The organism is Amygdalobacter nucleatus (assembly GCF_029167365.1).
Lineage (GTDB): Bacteria > Bacillota > Clostridia > Saccharofermentanales > Fastidiosipilaceae > Amygdalobacter > Amygdalobacter nucleatus.
On the sequence record NZ_JARFNM010000001.1, the window covers coordinates 1 to 17898 of the forward strand.

The 17898-nt window shown below is 42.6% G+C and carries 20 protein-coding genes and 1 pseudogene; 5 read left to right on the top strand and 16 right to left on the bottom strand.

Annotated features, from left to right (window positions below; genetic code table 11):
- On the top strand, nucleotides 1-435 hold a 435-nt coding region (locus PYS62_RS00005; protein WP_315574095.1), incomplete at its 5' end, for a transposase.
- Between the two features lie 149 nt (nucleotides 436-584).
- Here PYS62_RS00005 and PYS62_RS00010 read toward each other — a convergent pair.
- The 6 genes and pseudogenes from PYS62_RS00010 to PYS62_RS00035 all read right to left on the bottom strand — a co-directional run bounded on the left by PYS62_RS00010 (nucleotide 585) and on the right by PYS62_RS00035 (nucleotide 7378).
- Nucleotides 585-2321, bottom strand: a complete 1737-nt coding sequence (locus tag PYS62_RS00010) for an ABC transporter ATP-binding protein (RefSeq protein WP_066713995.1) — start codon at nucleotides 2319-2321, stop codon at nucleotides 585-587.
- Nucleotides 2314-4095, bottom strand: a complete 1782-nt coding sequence (locus PYS62_RS00015; protein ID WP_066713991.1) for an ABC transporter ATP-binding protein — start codon at nucleotides 4093-4095, stop codon at nucleotides 2314-2316. Before PYS62_RS00015 ends, PYS62_RS00010 begins: the two co-directional genes overlap by 8 nt.
- A 40-nt stretch (nucleotides 4096-4135) precedes the next feature.
- On the bottom strand, nucleotides 4136-4843 hold the full coding sequence (locus PYS62_RS00020) for a TetR/AcrR family transcriptional regulator (protein ID WP_315574096.1): 708 nt from the start codon (nucleotides 4841-4843) through the stop codon (nucleotides 4136-4138).
- A 49-nt stretch (nucleotides 4844-4892) separates the two neighbouring features.
- Nucleotides 4893-6463: pseudogene (locus PYS62_RS00025) on the bottom strand (recombinase family protein).
- Complete coding sequence (locus tag PYS62_RS00030; RefSeq protein WP_066713985.1) at nucleotides 6463-6885, bottom strand: serine integrase family protein; 423 nt, start codon at nucleotides 6883-6885, stop codon at nucleotides 6463-6465. The pseudogene PYS62_RS00025 and the gene PYS62_RS00030 overlap by 1 nt, the downstream one beginning before the upstream one ends.
- Before the next feature lies 1 nt (nucleotide 6886).
- Nucleotides 6887-7378 (bottom strand): hypothetical protein, encoded by a 492-nt coding sequence (locus tag PYS62_RS00035; protein WP_315574097.1) that lies wholly within the window; start codon nucleotides 7376-7378, stop codon nucleotides 6887-6889.
- A 126-nt stretch (nucleotides 7379-7504) separates the two neighbouring features.
- Between PYS62_RS00035 and PYS62_RS00040 the strand changes: the two genes are divergently transcribed.
- Nucleotides 7505-8419, top strand: a complete 915-nt coding sequence (locus PYS62_RS00040) for a recombinase family protein (protein ID WP_315574206.1) — start codon at nucleotides 7505-7507, stop codon at nucleotides 8417-8419.
- A 55-nt stretch (nucleotides 8420-8474) separates the two neighbouring features.
- Here the strand turns inward: PYS62_RS00040 and PYS62_RS00045 are convergent, their stop codons facing one another.
- The 4 genes from PYS62_RS00045 to PYS62_RS00060 form a co-directional block, all read right to left on the bottom strand.
- Nucleotides 8475-8693, bottom strand: a complete 219-nt coding sequence (locus tag PYS62_RS00045; protein WP_156422960.1) for a hypothetical protein — start codon at nucleotides 8691-8693, stop codon at nucleotides 8475-8477.
- Between the two features lie 11 nt (nucleotides 8694-8704).
- The gene (locus PYS62_RS00050) at nucleotides 8705-9178 is read right to left on the bottom strand and encodes a helix-turn-helix domain-containing protein (RefSeq protein ID WP_066713979.1); all 474 of its coding nucleotides are present in this window, start codon (nucleotides 9176-9178) and stop codon (nucleotides 8705-8707) included.
- Between the two features lie 627 nt (nucleotides 9179-9805).
- Complete coding sequence (locus PYS62_RS00055; RefSeq protein WP_066713976.1) at nucleotides 9806-10102, bottom strand: type II toxin-antitoxin system RelB/DinJ family antitoxin; 297 nt, start codon at nucleotides 10100-10102, stop codon at nucleotides 9806-9808.
- A gap of 211 nt (nucleotides 10103-10313) precedes the next feature.
- Nucleotides 10314-10925, bottom strand: a complete 612-nt coding sequence (locus PYS62_RS00060; RefSeq protein WP_315574098.1) for a CadD family cadmium resistance transporter — start codon at nucleotides 10923-10925, stop codon at nucleotides 10314-10316.
- A 431-nt stretch (nucleotides 10926-11356) separates the two neighbouring features.
- On the opposite strand from PYS62_RS00060, the gene PYS62_RS00065 reads away from it, so the two are divergent.
- The gene (locus PYS62_RS00065) at nucleotides 11357-11614 is read left to right on the top strand and encodes a type II toxin-antitoxin system Phd/YefM family antitoxin (protein ID WP_060776561.1); all 258 of its coding nucleotides are present in this window, start codon (nucleotides 11357-11359) and stop codon (nucleotides 11612-11614) included.
- A 293-nt stretch (nucleotides 11615-11907) separates the two neighbouring features.
- Here PYS62_RS00065 and PYS62_RS00075 read toward each other — a convergent pair whose 3' ends face one another.
- The 3 genes from PYS62_RS00075 to PYS62_RS00085 all read right to left on the bottom strand — a co-directional run bounded on the left by PYS62_RS00075 (nucleotide 11908) and on the right by PYS62_RS00085 (nucleotide 13673).
- Nucleotides 11908-12291, bottom strand: coding sequence for an integrase (locus tag PYS62_RS00075; RefSeq protein WP_082714333.1), 384 nt, complete (start codon nucleotides 12289-12291; stop codon nucleotides 11908-11910).
- A gap of 155 nt (nucleotides 12292-12446) precedes the next feature.
- Nucleotides 12447-12626 (bottom strand): hypothetical protein, encoded by a 180-nt coding sequence (locus PYS62_RS00080; RefSeq protein WP_009994761.1) that lies wholly within the window; start codon nucleotides 12624-12626, stop codon nucleotides 12447-12449.
- Between the two features lie 345 nt (nucleotides 12627-12971).
- The gene (locus PYS62_RS00085) at nucleotides 12972-13673 is read right to left on the bottom strand and encodes a resolvase (RefSeq protein ID WP_390086068.1); all 702 of its coding nucleotides are present in this window, start codon (nucleotides 13671-13673) and stop codon (nucleotides 12972-12974) included.
- 205 nt (nucleotides 13674-13878) lie between these two features.
- Here PYS62_RS00085 and PYS62_RS00090 point away from each other — a divergent pair, with 205 nt between their 5' ends.
- Together PYS62_RS00090 and PYS62_RS00095 are read left to right on the top strand one after the other, a co-directional pair.
- The gene (locus tag PYS62_RS00090) at nucleotides 13879-14394 is read left to right on the top strand and encodes a hypothetical protein (RefSeq protein ID WP_066714198.1); all 516 of its coding nucleotides are present in this window, start codon (nucleotides 13879-13881) and stop codon (nucleotides 14392-14394) included.
- A gap of 13 nt (nucleotides 14395-14407) precedes the next feature.
- Complete coding sequence (locus PYS62_RS00095; protein ID WP_066714196.1) at nucleotides 14408-14632, top strand: hypothetical protein; 225 nt, start codon at nucleotides 14408-14410, stop codon at nucleotides 14630-14632.
- Between the two features lie 14 nt (nucleotides 14633-14646).
- On the opposite strand, the gene PYS62_RS00100 is transcribed toward PYS62_RS00095, so the two are convergent.
- The 3 genes from PYS62_RS00100 to PYS62_RS00110 all read right to left on the bottom strand — a co-directional run bounded on the left by PYS62_RS00100 (nucleotide 14647) and on the right by PYS62_RS00110 (nucleotide 17829).
- The gene (locus PYS62_RS00100) at nucleotides 14647-14922 is read right to left on the bottom strand and encodes a response regulator (RefSeq protein ID WP_066714194.1); all 276 of its coding nucleotides are present in this window, start codon (nucleotides 14920-14922) and stop codon (nucleotides 14647-14649) included.
- A 103-nt stretch (nucleotides 14923-15025) separates the two neighbouring features.
- Nucleotides 15026-15163 carry a hypothetical protein gene (locus PYS62_RS00105; protein ID WP_156422968.1) on the bottom strand — a complete coding sequence of 46 codons (138 nt, stop codon included), beginning with the start codon at nucleotides 15161-15163 and terminating at the stop codon, nucleotides 15026-15028.
- Between the two features lie 521 nt (nucleotides 15164-15684).
- Nucleotides 15685-17829 (bottom strand): InlB B-repeat-containing protein, encoded by a 2145-nt coding sequence (locus PYS62_RS00110; protein WP_082714332.1) that lies wholly within the window; start codon nucleotides 17827-17829, stop codon nucleotides 15685-15687.
- Nucleotides 17830-17898: the final 69 nt, after the last annotated feature.

Consider the following 17898-nt stretch of genomic DNA (forward strand, 5'->3'; position numbering starts at 1 on the left):
CAACAGCAAATTGAAGAGATAGAGTCAGAGATCAATGAGCTCATGAGTAAGATCGACAGTCCCATTACTTCTGTCCCTGGTATCGCCAACAAAATGGCTGCCGTCATTATCAGTGAGACCAACAACTTCAAGGATTTCAATTCTGCTGAGCAGGTTCTTGCTTATGCAGGACTGGATCCCTCTGTTTACCAGTCGGGACAGCTTACTTCTACGCATTCTAAAATGGTGAAAAGAGGTTCAAAATACCTGCGCTATGCCATCTTTAATGCTACTAAATACGTATGTCATTGGGACTCAACGTTCAATGCGTATTTAGCAAAGAAACGGGCAGAAGGTAAACCCTACAATGTTGCTGTCTCCCATGCTGCCAAGAAACTCACTCGCGTTCTCTTTCATTTGGTGAAAGCAAACGTTGCCTTTATTCCTCTGGCTTAAACCGCTACCTTATACGACTTATTTGCCAAGCACCTCGTGGTGCTTATTTCGTTATGCAATTATCAAGGTTCTTTTTATCCGATTTGCATTTCTGCATTTTCATGCTTTTTCTTCTTGACTTTTAATAGTTAGTCTTTCTTTGTTCTATTTTATGCTATCTTCCAGCTGACAGCACTGCGTCTGCCGGAAACAAAGTTCCTATAAATTCCATCTTCCCGAATCAGTGATTCATGCGTGCCCTGCTGCACGATCCTGCCTTTATCGATCACGATGATCTGATCCGCATGACGAACGGTCTTCAATCTGTGTGCGATCATAATGATCGTCTTTTCTCTGGTCAAATTTTCAATGGCCTGCGTAAGCTCCTTTTCGTTTTCTGGATCAACATTGGCAGTTGCTTCGTCCAGAATAATGATCGGAGCATCTTTCATGATCGCTCTGGCTATGGCGATCCGCTGTTTTTCACCGCCGGAAAGCGTTGCGCCACCTTCTCCGATCATAGTTTCATACCCATCAGGAAGTCCCATGATAAAGTCGTGCGCGGAAGCTTTCTTTGCAGCTTCGATTACATCTTTCATCGGTGCATCCGGCCTTCCAAATCGGATATTGTTCGCAATGGTATCCTCAAACAGATAGACCCTCTGGAAGACAAAGCTGAAATTCTCCATCAAAGAATCGAAGCTGTAATCCTTGACATCTTTTCCTCCAAGCGTCACCTTTCCGTCCTGTACATCCCAGAATCTGGCAATCAGAGATGTAACCGTGGTTTTGCCGCCTCCGGAGGGTCCGACAATTGCTGTCGTTGTCTTTTCCTTGATGTCAAGTGTGAGATCATCGATAATCTTTCTGTTCTCATAGGCAAAGCTTACATGGTCAAGATGGATATCGTGATTTTCCGGCTTAATATCCTCACCGTTAATGTCCATCTGCTGTACGGAAAGAATCTCATTGGCAAGGTCAACACACCTTCCGATCACTCTCAGAAGTGCTGTGTATACGCCTGCCAGATCCAGCATTTCAAACAGGATAAAGGAACAAAGCAGCATTGTGATCGTGTAATTCAGTGCCATCGTTCCGTTTATGCAGAAGTAAACGGATGCTCCTGCAATCACCACACCCGTCAGCTTGCACACAAGCTGCTGAAGGCCTACCATGGGGATCGCCGCAGTCTCGGCGCTGATATCCGCTTTTCTTTTTCGATCGATTGCTTTTTCCAGTCTGCTGTTGTTCGCGCTCACCAGATTGTAATTACGGATTTCGGCAATCCCCTGAATATATTCAAGCACTACGCCGACCATATCCTTATCTGCCTGAAGCTTCTCCTCCGCAACTCTCGCTACGTTTCTGTTGGTGAATATATTGACCACGCAGAAAACGACAATGCCAATCAATCCGATCACTGCGATACGCACATCAAACGCAAACAGCCCGATACCGATGATGACCGTAGTTATGGAGCCTTGTAAAATCATCATGACGGCACGTGTCGCGATATCCCCCAGCTGCTCCATAGAATTTGTAGTGACAGATGTGATGTGACCGAGACTGGTGTCGTTGAAGTACCCCATCGGGAGGTATCTCAAATGCTCCCCGATCTCGATTCGCTTACCGGCCGCCGTATTATATCCGGCCTCCGTCTGCATCATCTGTGAATAGCGGTTGATGATCATCTTTCCCACTGTGGAGATCAGCATGAGACCAATAACGACCAGGATCTCCTTTGTCCCTATGTCCCTGTTCAGAACCGCCGTCACAGTAAAGAACGCAGCAGGGATCTTCATAGCGGTAAAGACAGCGTCCAACACACCCAGCGCTAGGGCCTTATAAAACTTATTCCTGTTCTCCGTATTGCAGAAATCGAAGAACTTCTTCAGCATTTTAAGCATGGGCAACCTCCTCTCTGACAGCGGATGCCGTATAATCCGTGTCCGCGTCTCTTGCCTCGCTGTGGGCCTCCCACATCTTCTGATAAAGCGGACAGCCTGCAATAAGCTCGTTGTGCGTTCCTGCCGCCTCTATATTTCCCTCATTTACGACAAAGATCTTATCGGCACTTGTGATGGTAGACAGTCTGTGAGCAATGACGATCAGCGTTTTTCCCTGAACGAGCTTAGCCACGCTCATTTGAACAAGGGTTTCGTTTTCGGGATCCGTATAGGCAGTAGCCTCGTCCAGAATCACCACCGGCGCGTCTTTCAGCATGGCTCTTGCGATGCAGATACGCTGTCTTTCGCCTCCGGAAAGGTGTCCTCCAGCGCCGCCGACAACCGTATCGTATCCATGCTCCAGTCCCAGAATGAACTCATGGCAGCCAGTAGCCTTTGCTGCATTTATAATGTCTTCTTCAGATGCACCCTTGCGGCCGAGCCTGATATTTTCCAGAACGCTCATGTCAAACAGGTAGTTGTCCTGTGCTACATAAGAAATCTGACTCGCATAGTAATCCAGCGGCAGATTTCGGATATCCACACCACCATAGGTGATGCTTCCGCTGTCTACATCCCACAGGGAGTCGATGAGCCTTGCGATGGTGCTCTTTCCTGAGCCGGAGGGTCCCACGATCGCTGTAACGTCACCCTGTTTGATCTCCATATTCACGCCATGGAGCACTTCCTTTTCCTTGTATGTAAAGCGGACGTCACTCAGTTTGATATCAGAGCCCTCCGGCTGCTCTGTCAATGCGGCGGGTCTTTCCATGTCCTTTCTTTCCAGTATCTCCGTCACTTCTCCGAATATCGCACTCATCTTTGAGATGTCATCGGTGTAGGAGAAAGCCACTACAAGCGGAGTGACAAGTCCGGCCGAAAGGATGACCCCAGTGATAAAATCCGAAGCAGTAAGGCTCCCGCCTCTGACCAGCAGAAGTCCGACCGGAAGCACGCCAAGAAGCGTTGCGGGCGTGAATGAAAGGCTTCCCGACGACCACCAGATGCAGCGCCTCATCCAGTCGATAAAGCAGCTTGCGCCTTCTTTGGCGGCAGTAACGAATTTTTCATAAGAGCTCTTGGATTTACCGAAAGCCTTGATCACTTCGATCCCGTTGATGTATTCCACTGCCGTATCATTCAGTTTTTTTGTTTTTTCCAGCGTCAGCTGAAAGCTTTCGCCGCTGCCTTTCATCATGCCGGCAACAAAAAAAAGTCCGATCACGACAGGGATCAGATTTGCCAGTCCCATTCGCCAGTCAATCGTAAGAAGATAAATGAACATAATGAGCGGGAGCAAAAGATTTGCCGTGAATTCCGGGATGATGTGTGCCATGGTTGTTTCCATGGCATCCACTCGTTCCACGATGATATTTTTATAAGTTCCGCTGTGATCATCCAGAATGGAGCCGAGCGGTATCCTCGAAAGCTTTGCGGTCAGTTGTTTGCGGATCCCGCCAAGCACGGTAAAGGTTGCCACATGAGACAGCGTAGTGGATGATGAGTGAAGTGCGACTCTTATGATCCAGCAAACAACCATCAGTGTTACCTGTCTAAGGTAATATGACCAGTCCGCGCCGCCTGTTATCAATTTCTCCACAACGTCTGCGATCAGCAGATAGGGTATGAAGGATGCCACGACACCAAGGATCGCGAGCAGCACGCTGCCTACGAAGAATCCTCCTCGCCGTCCGGCAAACTCCATTACCCAAGAGATCGTGCTTTTTTTCTTCATTCAGATTGCCTCCTGTTTTTATGAATATGAATTATTGATGTCAGAATCCGAGAAACTTACGCCAACCCTCAGTAAAGAACATGGCGACGGTATAGGCATAGTGTCTCGCCTCATCATACGAAAAATCGTGTTTTAGCATTTCAAGAATGCATGAATACTCTGAGGTTAAAAGAAGATGCATTTCTCTGCCATCCACATGCTCTACATGAACTCCGGGCTTTTCCAGCCCGCTCATAAACAGCAGCGTATATTTTTGGACTTTCGTAACAAGGTCATGCAGGAAGTTTTCATACTTTGTTCCTTCGCTTCCGCAGAAGAGGAGCCTCTGTTCATCGATGTCTTCGTAGATCATATCCACTATCATTCCAAGCTGCCGGTCGTCTTCCCACATGGCTTCCAGCCCATGATCCCATGCGGTCGATGTCTGCCTGATTCTCTCCGTGTCGCAAAATCGATTCCACTTCTCTACAACAGGACCGACTACTGCTTCAAATATCTCTTCTTTATTCGAATAATGCCTGTATAACGCCGTAGCGGAAATCCCGACTTGTGAGGCAATGCTCCGCATCGACGCGTCCTCGAATCCTCTTTTTATAAACTCTTTTTTTGCGACCTCAAGGATCTTGTCTTTCGTGTCCATTTGCTTTCCCCCTAAAGATATGTTAACGTCGTAAACGTTGACAACGTTAACATTATAGTTAGGTATCGCTGACTTGTCAAGAAGATTCTTGATCCTATATCCCAACATAAGTATTAGACACTCCGTCGCAGCGAAGTGTCTCTGCATCCTTATTCTCTTATGCCTCCACATCGATTGTAAAACCCGACTTGAACTCCACTGTCAGCTTTTCATCGTGGACTGTGATCTTCTCAATCAGCCGTCTGACCAGCGTTTCGGAGTGTTCCGTGACCGCCGCATTCTGCCCATCAAGGAAGGCAGAAAGGTCATCGATGCGTTCCTTCAGCTCCGTGTTCTTCGCCGCCTTCGTCAGGATATCCTGCCGCTCCTGCCGGAGGCTGATAATGGCATCTCCGATCTCATCGATCATCGTCTGGTTTTTCCCGGCTTTCAGCAGTTCCTCCTGTTTTGCCTTTACGGCTACATCGATCTCGGCAAGTTGCTCTTCCGTGTCCTCATTCAAGACCGAGCGGATGTTTTCCTGCAAGACGGGGAGGAGGTAATCCCTTCTCGACCAGGCATCGTTGATTGCCATGACCACCGCCTCCTGCAGGTCTTCTTCGTGAATCGTCCTTGCCGGGCAGTCAATACCGCTGCTTTTCTTCAGTACCCGGCTCACGCACCGCCAGACCGTGGACTTGCATCCCCGGTTGTTCCATTTAATCCTGCGGAAGATGTCCCCACAGTGTCCGCAGAACACCAAGCTCGAAAGAGCGTACCGTGAACTGTAGATCCGCTTCTTTCCATCCGTCAGGATGTTAGCCCTTCGTGCGATTTCTGCCTGCACCCGGAGATAAACATCCTTTGCGATGATCGCCTCATGGCTGCCTTCCACATAGTACTTCGGCGCAAGGCCGTTATTGGCCACTCGTTTCTTATCGAGTGTATTTACCGTATAGGTCTTTTGCAGGAGTGCATCCCCGATGTATTTTTCATTGATGAGGATCTGCCGGATATTACTTTCATGCCACTTAGCGTTCCCCGCACCGTTCAGGATGCCATCCGCCTCCAGCCCCCTTTGATTTGGAGAAAACTGGCTCCATCCATGTATTCAGCATAAATGCGCCGAACGATATCCGCCTCTTCCGGAACGATGATAAGTTTTCCTTCATCATCTTTTGTGTATCCAAGAAACCGATTATGGTTGACCTGCACCTTGCCTGCCTGATTTCGGAACTGAATGCCGAGCCGGACGTTTGCCGACAGGGATTCCGATTCCTGTTGGGCAAGCGCCGCCATAATAGTCATAAGGACCTCTCCCTTGGCGTCAAGGGAATTGATATTCTCCTTCTCGAACAGGATTGCAATATTAAGATCCTTCAATTCTCTTGTATATTTCAGGCAGTCTACCGTATTTCGGGAGAAGCGACTGATGGACTTAGTCAGTATCATATCGACTTTTCCATCCCGGCAGTCCTGTATCATGAGGTTGAAGGATTCCCTTTTTGCTGTATTCGTTGCACTGATCAAGTCGTCCGCGTACACCTCAACCAGTTCCCATTCCAGATTGCTTTTGATATAGGAAGTGTAATGCTCGACTTGCATCTCATAACTGGATTCCTGCTCCTCAAATTCCGTAGAAACGCGGCAGTAGGCTGCTACCCTGGTTTTCTGCACCTTCTCCGTTTTCTTCTGCGCCCCGATGGTGCGCTTTGGCGGGATAACTGTGACATTTCCTGCAATCTGCATTATCCGTTCACCCCATTTCTTATCAGGCTGTAGGCGTACTCCGCCTGCCTGACTGGATCTTCATATTTCAGCGTGATTTTTGGAGCGGAAAACTTTGTATAAACCGTTCCTTTCGGCGCGCCTTTCCCTTTGTTCCTGTTACGCCCCAGCGCCTTCTCCCGGCGTATTCGTTCCGCTTCGACCCTGTCGGCCATTTCCTTCGTCAGCATCGGCGGGTAAAAGCCATCGCCGAGATACCGCTCATTCTGTATCAGACGTTTGACCCCGCAGTGGCTCATGGTCAGCCCCACCGATGCCGCCGCCTTTATAAAAGACATCCCGGACAGGTAATTTTCACATATCCGCCGGATAACGGCGGCCTGTTTTTCATTGACCACAGCCCTGCCACCGATGATGTCATAGCCGTATGGTGTATGTTCCATGTCATATCCTTTCCCGGAAAACGGCTCCGCACTTCATGGCAAATCCAATCTCCGTTCTTTTATAAACCACGATGTGATCAACTTGCTCCGTAAAGAGCGCGTCATCAAATTCCGTAAGGGTTCTGCCCTTCGCCGTGTACTTCAGAAGCTGCTCGAGAGTCTCCTGCCTTTCATGCGATCCGCTTACCTGCGCGGTCAGGAGATTCTGCTCGTTTGTGAGCCTCTGCGCTTCTTCCACAAGAGTATCGCTTTCTTCCGCATACACCGCCGGATCGAGAAGCCCCTTCGTGAAGAACTGCGTGATCTGCGCCCTGCGCTCAGCGTTCTTTTCCAGAAGGGATTCCAGTTTGGAAAGCCTGTCCAGTGTATCGGTTTTCATGCCTTCTTTCAGCATTTCCACGTATGGGAGGAGGACTCTGCTCCTGCCCCATGTCAGCTTGTTCATCATCGTGGCGCATGCCGCCTTCACTGGTTCCTCTGGTATGGACTTCATAACGCAGGCGTTCTTATCATCCACATGGCTCGATTGCTCCAGATTGATGTCAGATTTTCGCGGTCGTTCGCGGGAATTTATCAAAGCGTGTTTTTGCCTCGAAACACACCGATTTTTACCCTTGGTATGGATAAGATTGCAGACGGGCTTATGGCTGACGGTATCCTCACCGGCGCTGGCAAGACAAAATGTCACACCAGCACTATCAACAAGATCCTCCTCAACGAGAAGTACATCGGTGACGCGCTCCTGCAAAAGACTTACATCACAGATTTTCTGACGAAGAAGCGCATCAAAAACAACGACACCGTCCCGCAGTACTATGTGAAAGGCGACCACGAGGCCATCATCCCGAAGGACATCTTCCTTCGGGTGCAAGAGGAGCTGGTCCGCAGGCGCGTGGTCCATACCAGCGACAACGGCAAACGGCGCTGCTACTCCTGCAAGCACTGTTTCGCGCAGATCGTTTTCTGTGGCGAGTGCGGCGAATTTTACCGGCGTGTCCACTGGAACAACCGAGGCTGCAAGTCCATCGTCTGGCGGTGCTGCAGCCGCTTGGAGGCCACCGGCCACGCTTGCCACAACCGGACAGTCAATGAAACGCTTCTGGAACAGGTGGTAATCGATGCCATTAACCGGGTGCTCTGCCAGAAGGACGATTTCCTGCAAACGCTACGGGCGAACATAGCTACGGTAGTCCTGCAGGGTGATGCCCTCTCACCGGATGTCATAGACGAGCGGCTGAACAAGCTGCAAAAAGAGCTCCTGAAGAAGGTTAACCAGAAGGACGATTACGACGCCATCGCGGATGAGATTCTCCGCCTCCGGGATCAGCGCAGGCAGGCCGAGGTGGACAGCGTCATCAAGGATGAACAGATGAAGCAAATCCGGGACCTGCAGGATTTCGTCAAGAGCCAGCCTGCCACCATCACAGAGTTTGATGAGACACTGGTCAGCCGCCTAATTGAAAAGATCACCGTCTTCGATGACCACTTTACCGTAGACTTCAAATCCGGCATCACAATCGACATAGAGGCATAAAACAAGGCTCCCATACTACCGTTGATGGCAGTGTGGGAGCCTTGGCCTGTCTCTGTTATCCCATTTTCTTCTTGAAGAAGATGGCCAAAATAACACATACAATGATTCCAATAGCATATGGGATTGCAGTAAAAAAAGCAGCAGATGCAGGGGCACTATAACCGGCATATTGAATACCCCACTTCATGTCGGAGTAGTTATATGCAACAACGGCGCACATAACATCAGACAGAAGAACTGCCATAACCAAAAATACAGTAGATAAAGCCTTCATAAAGATCCTCCTTATTTGTTAGATGTACTCTTAAGGAGCAAAACTGCGCCGGCAATTATGGCCGCAAGGCAGATAATCAGAAATATTCCATCTCCGTCTATGGTAATCATTGATGAATCACTGATTTGGCTTGACGTTGATGGCATAAAAATTGAAACGAGTCCCCAAACAATCAAACAAACAATTCCAGCAATACAGGTGACTATTCCAAGAATACGCTTTTCTCTTCTGGTATTTGTTCTCGGCTGATCACTCTCGGTGTTTGCCACCGATTCAGATACGGCAGAGCCATCTTCTTTCATCAAATAATCAAGCGTTACATTGAAATACTTACTGATGGAAATAAGAGTATCGCTTTCTGGAATTGCCTTACCGGATTCCCACTTTGATATCGCCTGTCTGGATACGCCCAACTGCTCTGCAAGCTGCTCCTGTGAAAGGCCGCCTTTCTTTCGAAGCTCATATAGTTTTTCTGAAAGTACCACGTTTTCCTCCTTTCATTCAGAGCATACCTGAACATCGGGTAGAACTCCATACACAGCAGTTTGCAATTACGCAACCAGCGGTAGCAACTGCATATTCTTATGTTATTTGCATCAACAAATACAGATTTCCCTTCGGTCATCCATATCACTGTTTCAACCCTATCACAAAAACATCCATATCACTAACTCAACCCTCTGGCAGAAGCAGTTGATATGTTCTGTCGGAGCGGTTTTTGCGGTCAATTTCGCCCGCTGACGCTGACGGCCCATTGCCCGAAAATCCCGGAAATACGGCACTTTTATGCACCTCACCGGTCAACCCGTGACATCAATACGACCGTCTCAACGTGGATTGAGAGAACTCCAAGTATAGCTACACTTTTTTGAGTGCACACTATGGATATTGGGTGCACTTTTTAACGATAGGAAAAGCTATCGTTAAAAAGTTTAAGATTGGCTTAATAACAACGTTTACATTACAATTGTTCCAGTTGTTTAGTCTGGTCTCTTCTCACGTAGATAACCGCGAGTATTTGAACTTCTTTTCTACTATCATCAACACAAAAATAAACGTAATAATTTTTTACGCGTATTCTTCTAAAACCAAGTTCACACCACGGCTGCTAATCAACGTCCAAGCTCTTCAAAAACATCATCTATCGGATAACTATCACCATGAACCGCCTGATCATAACCTTTAGCCACCAACGCGTTAAACGTTTTCTCATCCATATCATCTTGTGCTGGAAACGACTTTGGAATAGTAAGCGAAAATGGAATACCCTTATTAAGAATGATTTGACGATAAAACATGTCAATAGCAGTAGCCCTAGGAATTCCAATAGTTTCCAGAATCTGCTCCGCCTGCTGCTTAATATTTTCTTGTATTCTCACATTCACATTCGCACTTTTAGTAACTGCCATATCAACCAATCTCCATGCACACATCGTAAAATACTGTATCGCATATTGCAACACATTTGCACGAATGGGATTTTTCGACTGTCATACACGATTTTTATGTTCGCATTACTGCATCAGATAGCACAATGAAGCGCCGTGACGGTGGAAGCACCACTTATTTTCTCGTTTGAGTTTGAACATAAAAATAGCAGATAAAGGGAAGGAAATGAATTTACACCACTTTTAGGACTTGACCTATGAAATAATTAATCGTCCCATTTTCAGTTAATATATATAGACCGAGTCCAATAAACACGACAGGTACAATTACTTTTTCGTACTTTTCCACAGTCTCTCCGATAGCAGAAATTGAGGCGAGATTTTGAGATGATTTGCATAGAATCAAAATCCCTAAGGCAAATATTACTAAACTTATACTAATCTCAATCAAACTCTTTCCTGTAAAATAGGGGATATAAATTCCTAAATTATCTCCACCCATTGCTACTGTTAAACTTGTAAATGCTAAGATTTTTGATCCATCTCCGGTAATTTTTCCCTCGATATCTTCTTCATCAATATCTTCATCCACAAAAATTGCTCTTATACCAAGACCTAGCGGAATTAGGCCAAGGAGTCCGATAATCCAATCTTGTGGAATAAAATTTAAAAAGTAAGCGGCAATAAGACTAGCCAGTACAAGCAGTCCTGTACCTAAATACTGCCCTACATAAATTGATTTCAAACCTTTCTTTCCTTGACTAGCGAATAAAATAGTCAAAACAACTAAGTAGTCAATGGATGTAGAAACAAAAACTAATAAAGCGGATACTATTGTTTCCATTATTTCTCCTTTCAAAATGTTTAATGTTTATAGCCAATCAAAATTGACTGCACACACATTGTGCCTCGGCAGTTGCCAATGGAGACATTTTAAGAAATAACTTCATAATTTTCCCACTTTCCTTGAAATATTACTTGTGAAATTTACTTAAATTATATGATTTTGTCAAATATGCTGATAGATATCCACGCAAACTGTGAAGATTGAAAATATATAAAATTAGATAGACTAAACATTATTCATCTAAATAAAGCCATTGTTTTCAAAAGTCTTATAGTCTATTATTTTATTTTCTTGACAACAAACAAATTGATTCTAAATGGATTGAGAGAACGGGTAGTATAGCTACACTTTTTTGAGTTCCAAGCCACTAATATAATTGTAATCTTGATAATATTATGATACTTTTTTGATAAAAGGAGGTTGATACTATGATTAATATTCGCCCAGTTTCTGATTTAAGAAACAAATTTCCAGAAGTAGAAGAAATAGTTATAAATTCAAATACACCCGTATTCCTTACAAAAAATGGTTATGGAACTATGGTTCTAATGAGCATCAAACAATACTCCACTCTCACTGACGACATTGAAAGAAAACTCGACGAAGCAGATACTTTTGCCGCAAACACTTCTACGCGTCTTTCTAAAGATGATGTCTTTGATAGCGCAAGGAGAAGGATTAATTAACACGAGAACACCCCTACTACAGGATTAGCGTACGCAACTTTTCTGTTTTTTACGTTGTCATCGACGACACTATGGAAGTGCGCAGACTTCTATATTCAAAACGAAATATTGACGCACTACTGGAATAACTATTCCTAATGACTATCATTATTATGCTAGCGAGTATTGAAAAGGCTATCGTTAAAAGGTTTAAGATTGGCTTGATAGCTTGATTTTTGAGCATAAAAATAGCCTAGAGGAACTCCCCTAGGCTGACTTTTGTAACATTTCAAACGCTCACATTCTTTTGGCTTTTACGATGCCCTTTCAATATCCACACTAATCTCTGATTTAAAAGTTACGCTGAACCTGTCCTCGTAAACTTTTATTTTCTTGATGTACTTTCTTACCAGCTTCTCGTCATACTCACTAATATCGTGACGCTCACTTTTCAAAAAATCTTCCATTTCTCTGATTCGTCTTTTAGCATCTTCTTGACCTGCTTTTTCTATAAGAAGCTGCTGTTTCTTACCTTTAAGCTCATCAATCTCATCAGCTATTTTCGTGTAGTCTTTTTTAGCTTTAAGCAAGGTTAGTAGTATCGCTTGTTTATCTGCAATTCTTTTATCAACCATTTCAATCTCGTTTAAATTATTGCCCGCGATAATTTCTCTAATATTATTCTTCAACGTATCCAATACTTCATCCGATTACCCTAACTAATCACCGGCTAAACAGGACGGACATTGAGCCTAACTTTAAGATTCATAAAAAGAAGTGACTATTACTGACAGAGATCAGTAATAGTCACCCAACGTGAGATATTCAACTATTGACTTGAACCAAACAAAATTCAATCAGTCTTTCGAAGGACAGTCTTAAGCGAGATCACTGTGACACCAATAACAAAAGAGGTAAAACCAATTCTAATAGCAAGTGTGCCATCCCATATTAAGGCAACCAGCATCGCGATTAAGGCAACCGTCAAGCCGAATGTCGCTACTTCACGGCAAAAACGAACGAGCTTATCCATTCCCTTAAAAACCTCCTCGTGCACATACTAATAATCAGGTCTCATTTTACCTTTTGAGCTATATTTTACCACCTCACAACCTGGGTGCAAAGTGGGTGCACCTTTTAACGTTAACATCCTGTGCACTCGACCCCAGAGCGTCGATATCTTCCCTCATACAGCCAAACTGGGCTCAAAAACCACGCCGAGCCATCCTAAAGCCGCCGCACATTAAACTTTTTAACGATAGCCCTCACAAAACCCTGCTATACAAGGGCAAAAATGCACCCACCTAATCAGCCTTTGACATCAATACGACAGTCTCAACTTGTTCATTATTGTCCAAACTTATATTCAAGTCATCATCTATAATTGGAGCTTGAAAGTAATTGATTTTAGCCATTGTCCGTTAGGTTGTTTTTCTTCATAAACTTGAATTTCAGAAATCAAAGCTGTAATTAACTGTCTACGCTCTACATCATTCATGACTTTACAGAGTTTATCAAAATAGATCAAAATCTTATATATGTTATCTCCTGTAAGTTTTTCAGCTTCAATAGTCTGTTTCTTTGCTTTCGCATCAATTAGTGATGATTCTAATTCATCTATTTTGTCATACATACGATATAGTCTATCATCTAAATCCTGTTTCCTTCTCTTATAATGCTTATCTTCAACATCTAAATTATCTATTTCCTCAATTAGCTTAAACTTTGTAGAATGACTCTTCCTCAATTCCTTTTGGTAATTATCTATTTCTTTTTCTATTTCAGAGGTATCCACCTTCATGTTGATTTTTTCTTGCATCATAGAAGCAAATTTCGGATTACTTACAATCTTGACAATCACCTCTGCAACAGCATCATCTAACAATTCTTCTCTAATTTGCTTACTGAATGTACACTTATGACCCCTTATCGTCTGCCTATGTTTACAACCATAGTAATAAAAATCTTTATATTTTCTTTCTTTTTCTTGGTACGCTTGTTTCCAAACATTCCCACTCCACATATAGGGCATTTTACAATTCCAGAAATCATCTTCAACGACTTCTCTTACATGAAGCACGTCAGGCTTTTTAATATTTTCAAATAAATCACCAACTATAAACCCTCTCCATTTTGAAGTATTAACCTTATTTAATTTTGCATTTTTAAAGTATCTGAGTTAAAAAAATTTAAGAAATTTTTAGTCAATATTTTGTGCTTGTAAAAATTGTACAAAAAACTATAATCAATATAAAGAATTTAAAATTATGATAGGAGATAATAAAATGGGCTTGTTTAATCTATTTGGTGGCAAAAAAACAGTTGAGTTAGATAAAGTAAAAAGTGATGAAAACAAAAATCGCATGAGAGAAATCTTTGATAAGCAAGTAGATAATGGTTCGGAATATAAAATAGTTTACGCTTATTCAGAAGATATTGGTGGTGCGAATTTTGCAGTACTTCGTACTGTTTCCTATAAGTACAGAAGTTTTATACTGGGCTATAAGGAAAATGATCTAAGTTTAGTCTTTCTTGAAGTAAGCCCCGATTTAAATCAGGTTGGAGAAACACTTATCTATAAACCACAAAATGTAAAGAAAACCAATTTTACAAAGATGGTAGGTGCATATTATCTACAGTATGGAAGTTCATTCAAGAAAGAATTTTTCAACTTTTTTGTTCCTGAGACTATTGATGATATAGTTAATCATGATTGGTATGACGAAGATACTTTTACCTACATTGACCAAAGAGAAGTACATGGCAGCTGGGTGGATTTTTGGAATAAATTTTGTAAATAAAAGGTAATTTATTATGAATATGTTACCAAATTATATTTTGACTTTTATATTTACAGTATTCCTAATATATAGTTTTATAAATATTAAAGTTAAAAAAGCTAAGGTTAGCAACGGCTGCCTTTATGGAATTGGAGTTCTTATTGCAATATTATTACTTGGAATGTCTATTTATGGAATAATATTTAATATTCCATTAGGACAAGTGCAACTAATGATAGAAAATAGCTTCAATAATTAAATTAGAAACTATAATTAAATTAAAGCAGTGTTACAACCCTCTATTTTCCAGTAGTCAGAACTGTTGTCAAACGGTCTAAAAAAGGGATTTCGAACAATTTGTAAAAATTCAAATCCATTTCTTTCTCCGAGCATGACATCAAGAATTATTAGATTGTATTTATTCAGTAATACATAATCTTCAATATCATCAAGGCTATATAAGTAATCCACAAAGTACCCTTCTTGTTCAAGAAATTCTTTTAGTGTCGCAACCAAGCCTTTGTCATCTTCTATGATTAATATTTTCAAAGTACTCCCTCCTTATATAATCTTATGTTTCTATGATTAGTATATACTAGAAAAATCAAGAGATAGTCTATATCGATTATCTAGTTATTTTTTGAATTCATCATCAACATCTATAAAATAGTTTGTAATCGCCAACGAACTCACTATCAAATGGCTTGCTTATTGCTCTTTTGAGTTCGTTGCCAGCTAGCCCTACTAAATGAACCATCTCGTCTTGCAGTATTTTCTTTAATTCTCGCATTGACTTATCCTCCCTGTAGTCTATACATCACTCAGCCTCCGGAATAAGTCAAGCACTTATAGACCCCCTAAGAAGTAAAAGAACACCCCCTTGTATAAATCGCACACACCCCATAAAGCAAAAAAGACACCCCTAAAAAGAAAAAATCCAGCATCAATTCACGCTAGACTTTCATTCACGTTCTTCCGTTTCGCAAGCCTACAATAAGCCCTTATTTACAGTGTTCTTCTAAGCAACAGCCACCAAACTTTGTATCATTTCCTGTAAAGTTATCTCTAGTTTCATTACGTGTTGGATACAATGAAACCTTGCCCTTGAACCCTGAAACTTTTGCTTGAAACTCTGAAACTATTTATAGGAATCCTGAAACTTTGACTTAAAGCATCATACTATTTCTTATTTAGAATAAGAAAGCTTACATCTCAAATAACACTTAAAAAATAGCATACAAAAAGATGGCTCTAACATATCGCTAGAGCCATCTTCTAATAAACAATGCTAGTTACTTAAAACAAGCGTGCTTACTTATTGTTTTCTTCCGTCATTTTCTTCTTACGAAGAATTGCAAGTCCAGCAATCGAGAAACCAAGCGCTGCAAGTAAGCCTGCAAACGATGCTGATTCACCCGTCTTAGGAATCATGCCAATATGCTTTTCAGGCTGCGGCTGAGGAGCTGGTGTCTGAGGATTTGGCTTTAGTTCTGGAGTCGGTGGATTAGGCACTGGATCCGGTGTAGGTGTAGGTGGGTTTGGAGTTGGATCCGGATTTGGTGCCGGAGGATTCGGAGTCGGATCCGGATTTGGTACAGGATCTTTCGTGTAAACAGCGTATACAGTCATATCACCATTAACAGTAGTTTTCCCATCAAACGCAGTACCTTTACCGTCTTCCTTCGTATTCCATTCCTTGAAGGTATAACCGGCCTTCGTTGGATTCTTCGGCATAGACTCATTAGTCAACGAATCAGTATCAATAGCCTTACCGGTTTCTACCTTTACTGTCGCATGCGTCTTATCGCCATCCTTGAAAGTAACCGTGCTGTTCATAGCTTTCACAACGTATTCCACTTGAGGAACCGGAAATGCAACATCATCACCCTGCTTACCATTAGCATCAACTGGCTTCAAAGTGGCACTCTCGTTGGTATTAAGTTTGTGAGTGCCAGCTTCTGTAGGCACATTAACCAGCTTTTCTTTGTAATTCAGCGTTACAGCCGTTTTTGGATAAACCGTCTCGTTGATTTTCAGTATAAGCTTTTCTTTGTTGCCGTCATTAGCATCGGCCTTCTTGTAGATTAGCTCATATCTATACGTGTTGTCTGCATTTTTACCAGAGCCAAAATGAGCATCGTCTTTACCAAGAGTTATATCAGTAATTTTTTCAGCGTTTAAAGTATTATTAGCAACCTTGAGGCTTAATTCTTTGACGTCATTGACAAAATCAAAATCATTACCAATATAGTCGACAACCGTTGAACCTTTTGCTACTTTTTCGAGCACTTCCTTCTTGAGCTGCTGAAAATCGGTATTAAGCTCGCCCTTATTGGAATTACGTGCGAGATACTTCAAGAATAGAGATCCATCAAAATCAGCCTTATTCTTGTAATACACGTTCATTTGGTAACCGGCTTTTACCATTTCTTGAAACACATCATCAGCCTTCATGAAGGCAATGTCGATATTCGCTGGAGCATTGATATTAATTGGATTTGTTTTTCTAGTACCACCAAAGTATTTGTATTCGTACTGAGCCCAATTTGCATTAGCATCCTGCTCTTGTTGGCGATAGTAATCAAGATATTCACCAAGGTATTTAATACTTGGCTTAGGTTTATCCTTGTTTTCCTGTTTATTCGTATCCCTCGGCCAAGCAGTACCCATAGCATAGGAGAAGATGAAGTTCACATCAGTACCGTTAAACTTCTTCCAATCATTTTTCAGATTATATTCGCGGCTTTGATACTCCCAAATGCCACCTTGCATGTCAGTGCCGTTCGTATAGGGTGCCTGAGTTGTTGGATCGGTTTGTGCTTTAGGGTCGCCAAAAGAACGAGTGTACGGAATTTGATATGCCTTTTTCTCCCCTTCACCTTGATCTTTGCAATAAAGATACGTAGCGCCATCCGTGATTAAAATAATATGCTTGTTTTTTGCACTGACAGACTTATCGTTATCAAGCATCTCTTTTGCGCACAAAAGTCCTGCGTGAAGATTTGTTCCTCTACCCCAAGACTTACCTAATTTGCCGGTTATAGTATCGTAGTTAGTCACAATATCTGCTAGTTCTTGTTTAGCTGATGCTATTCCAGAGAATGAAACTACACCAATTTTTATGTTCAAGCCATTCATACTGGCTTGCTTTTTTATATCTTCAAGAAATCCCTTTGCTTGAGCTGAAATTCCTTCTTGATCACTTGCACCACTCTTATCCAGCACAAATACTATATCTTGCGCAAGTACGTCTTCCTTACCCGGGAACGACAATGAAATGTTTGTTGTTAACTTACCATCGAGTTTCGTAGCGGTTTTATTGTTTTTCTCTAATGCGTCTTGCTTAACTGTTTCCGCACTTCCATCAGCAAATGCCTGCGTAGTTCCAACCATTACACCAAACGCTACTAATGTTGCCATCAATAGACCCATTGTCTTTTTCAATAATGCTTTCATATTCTCCTCCTTATCAATCTAATAATGTTCTTTTTATTGTTTTTAAAAATTGCATAAAAATAGGCAGGA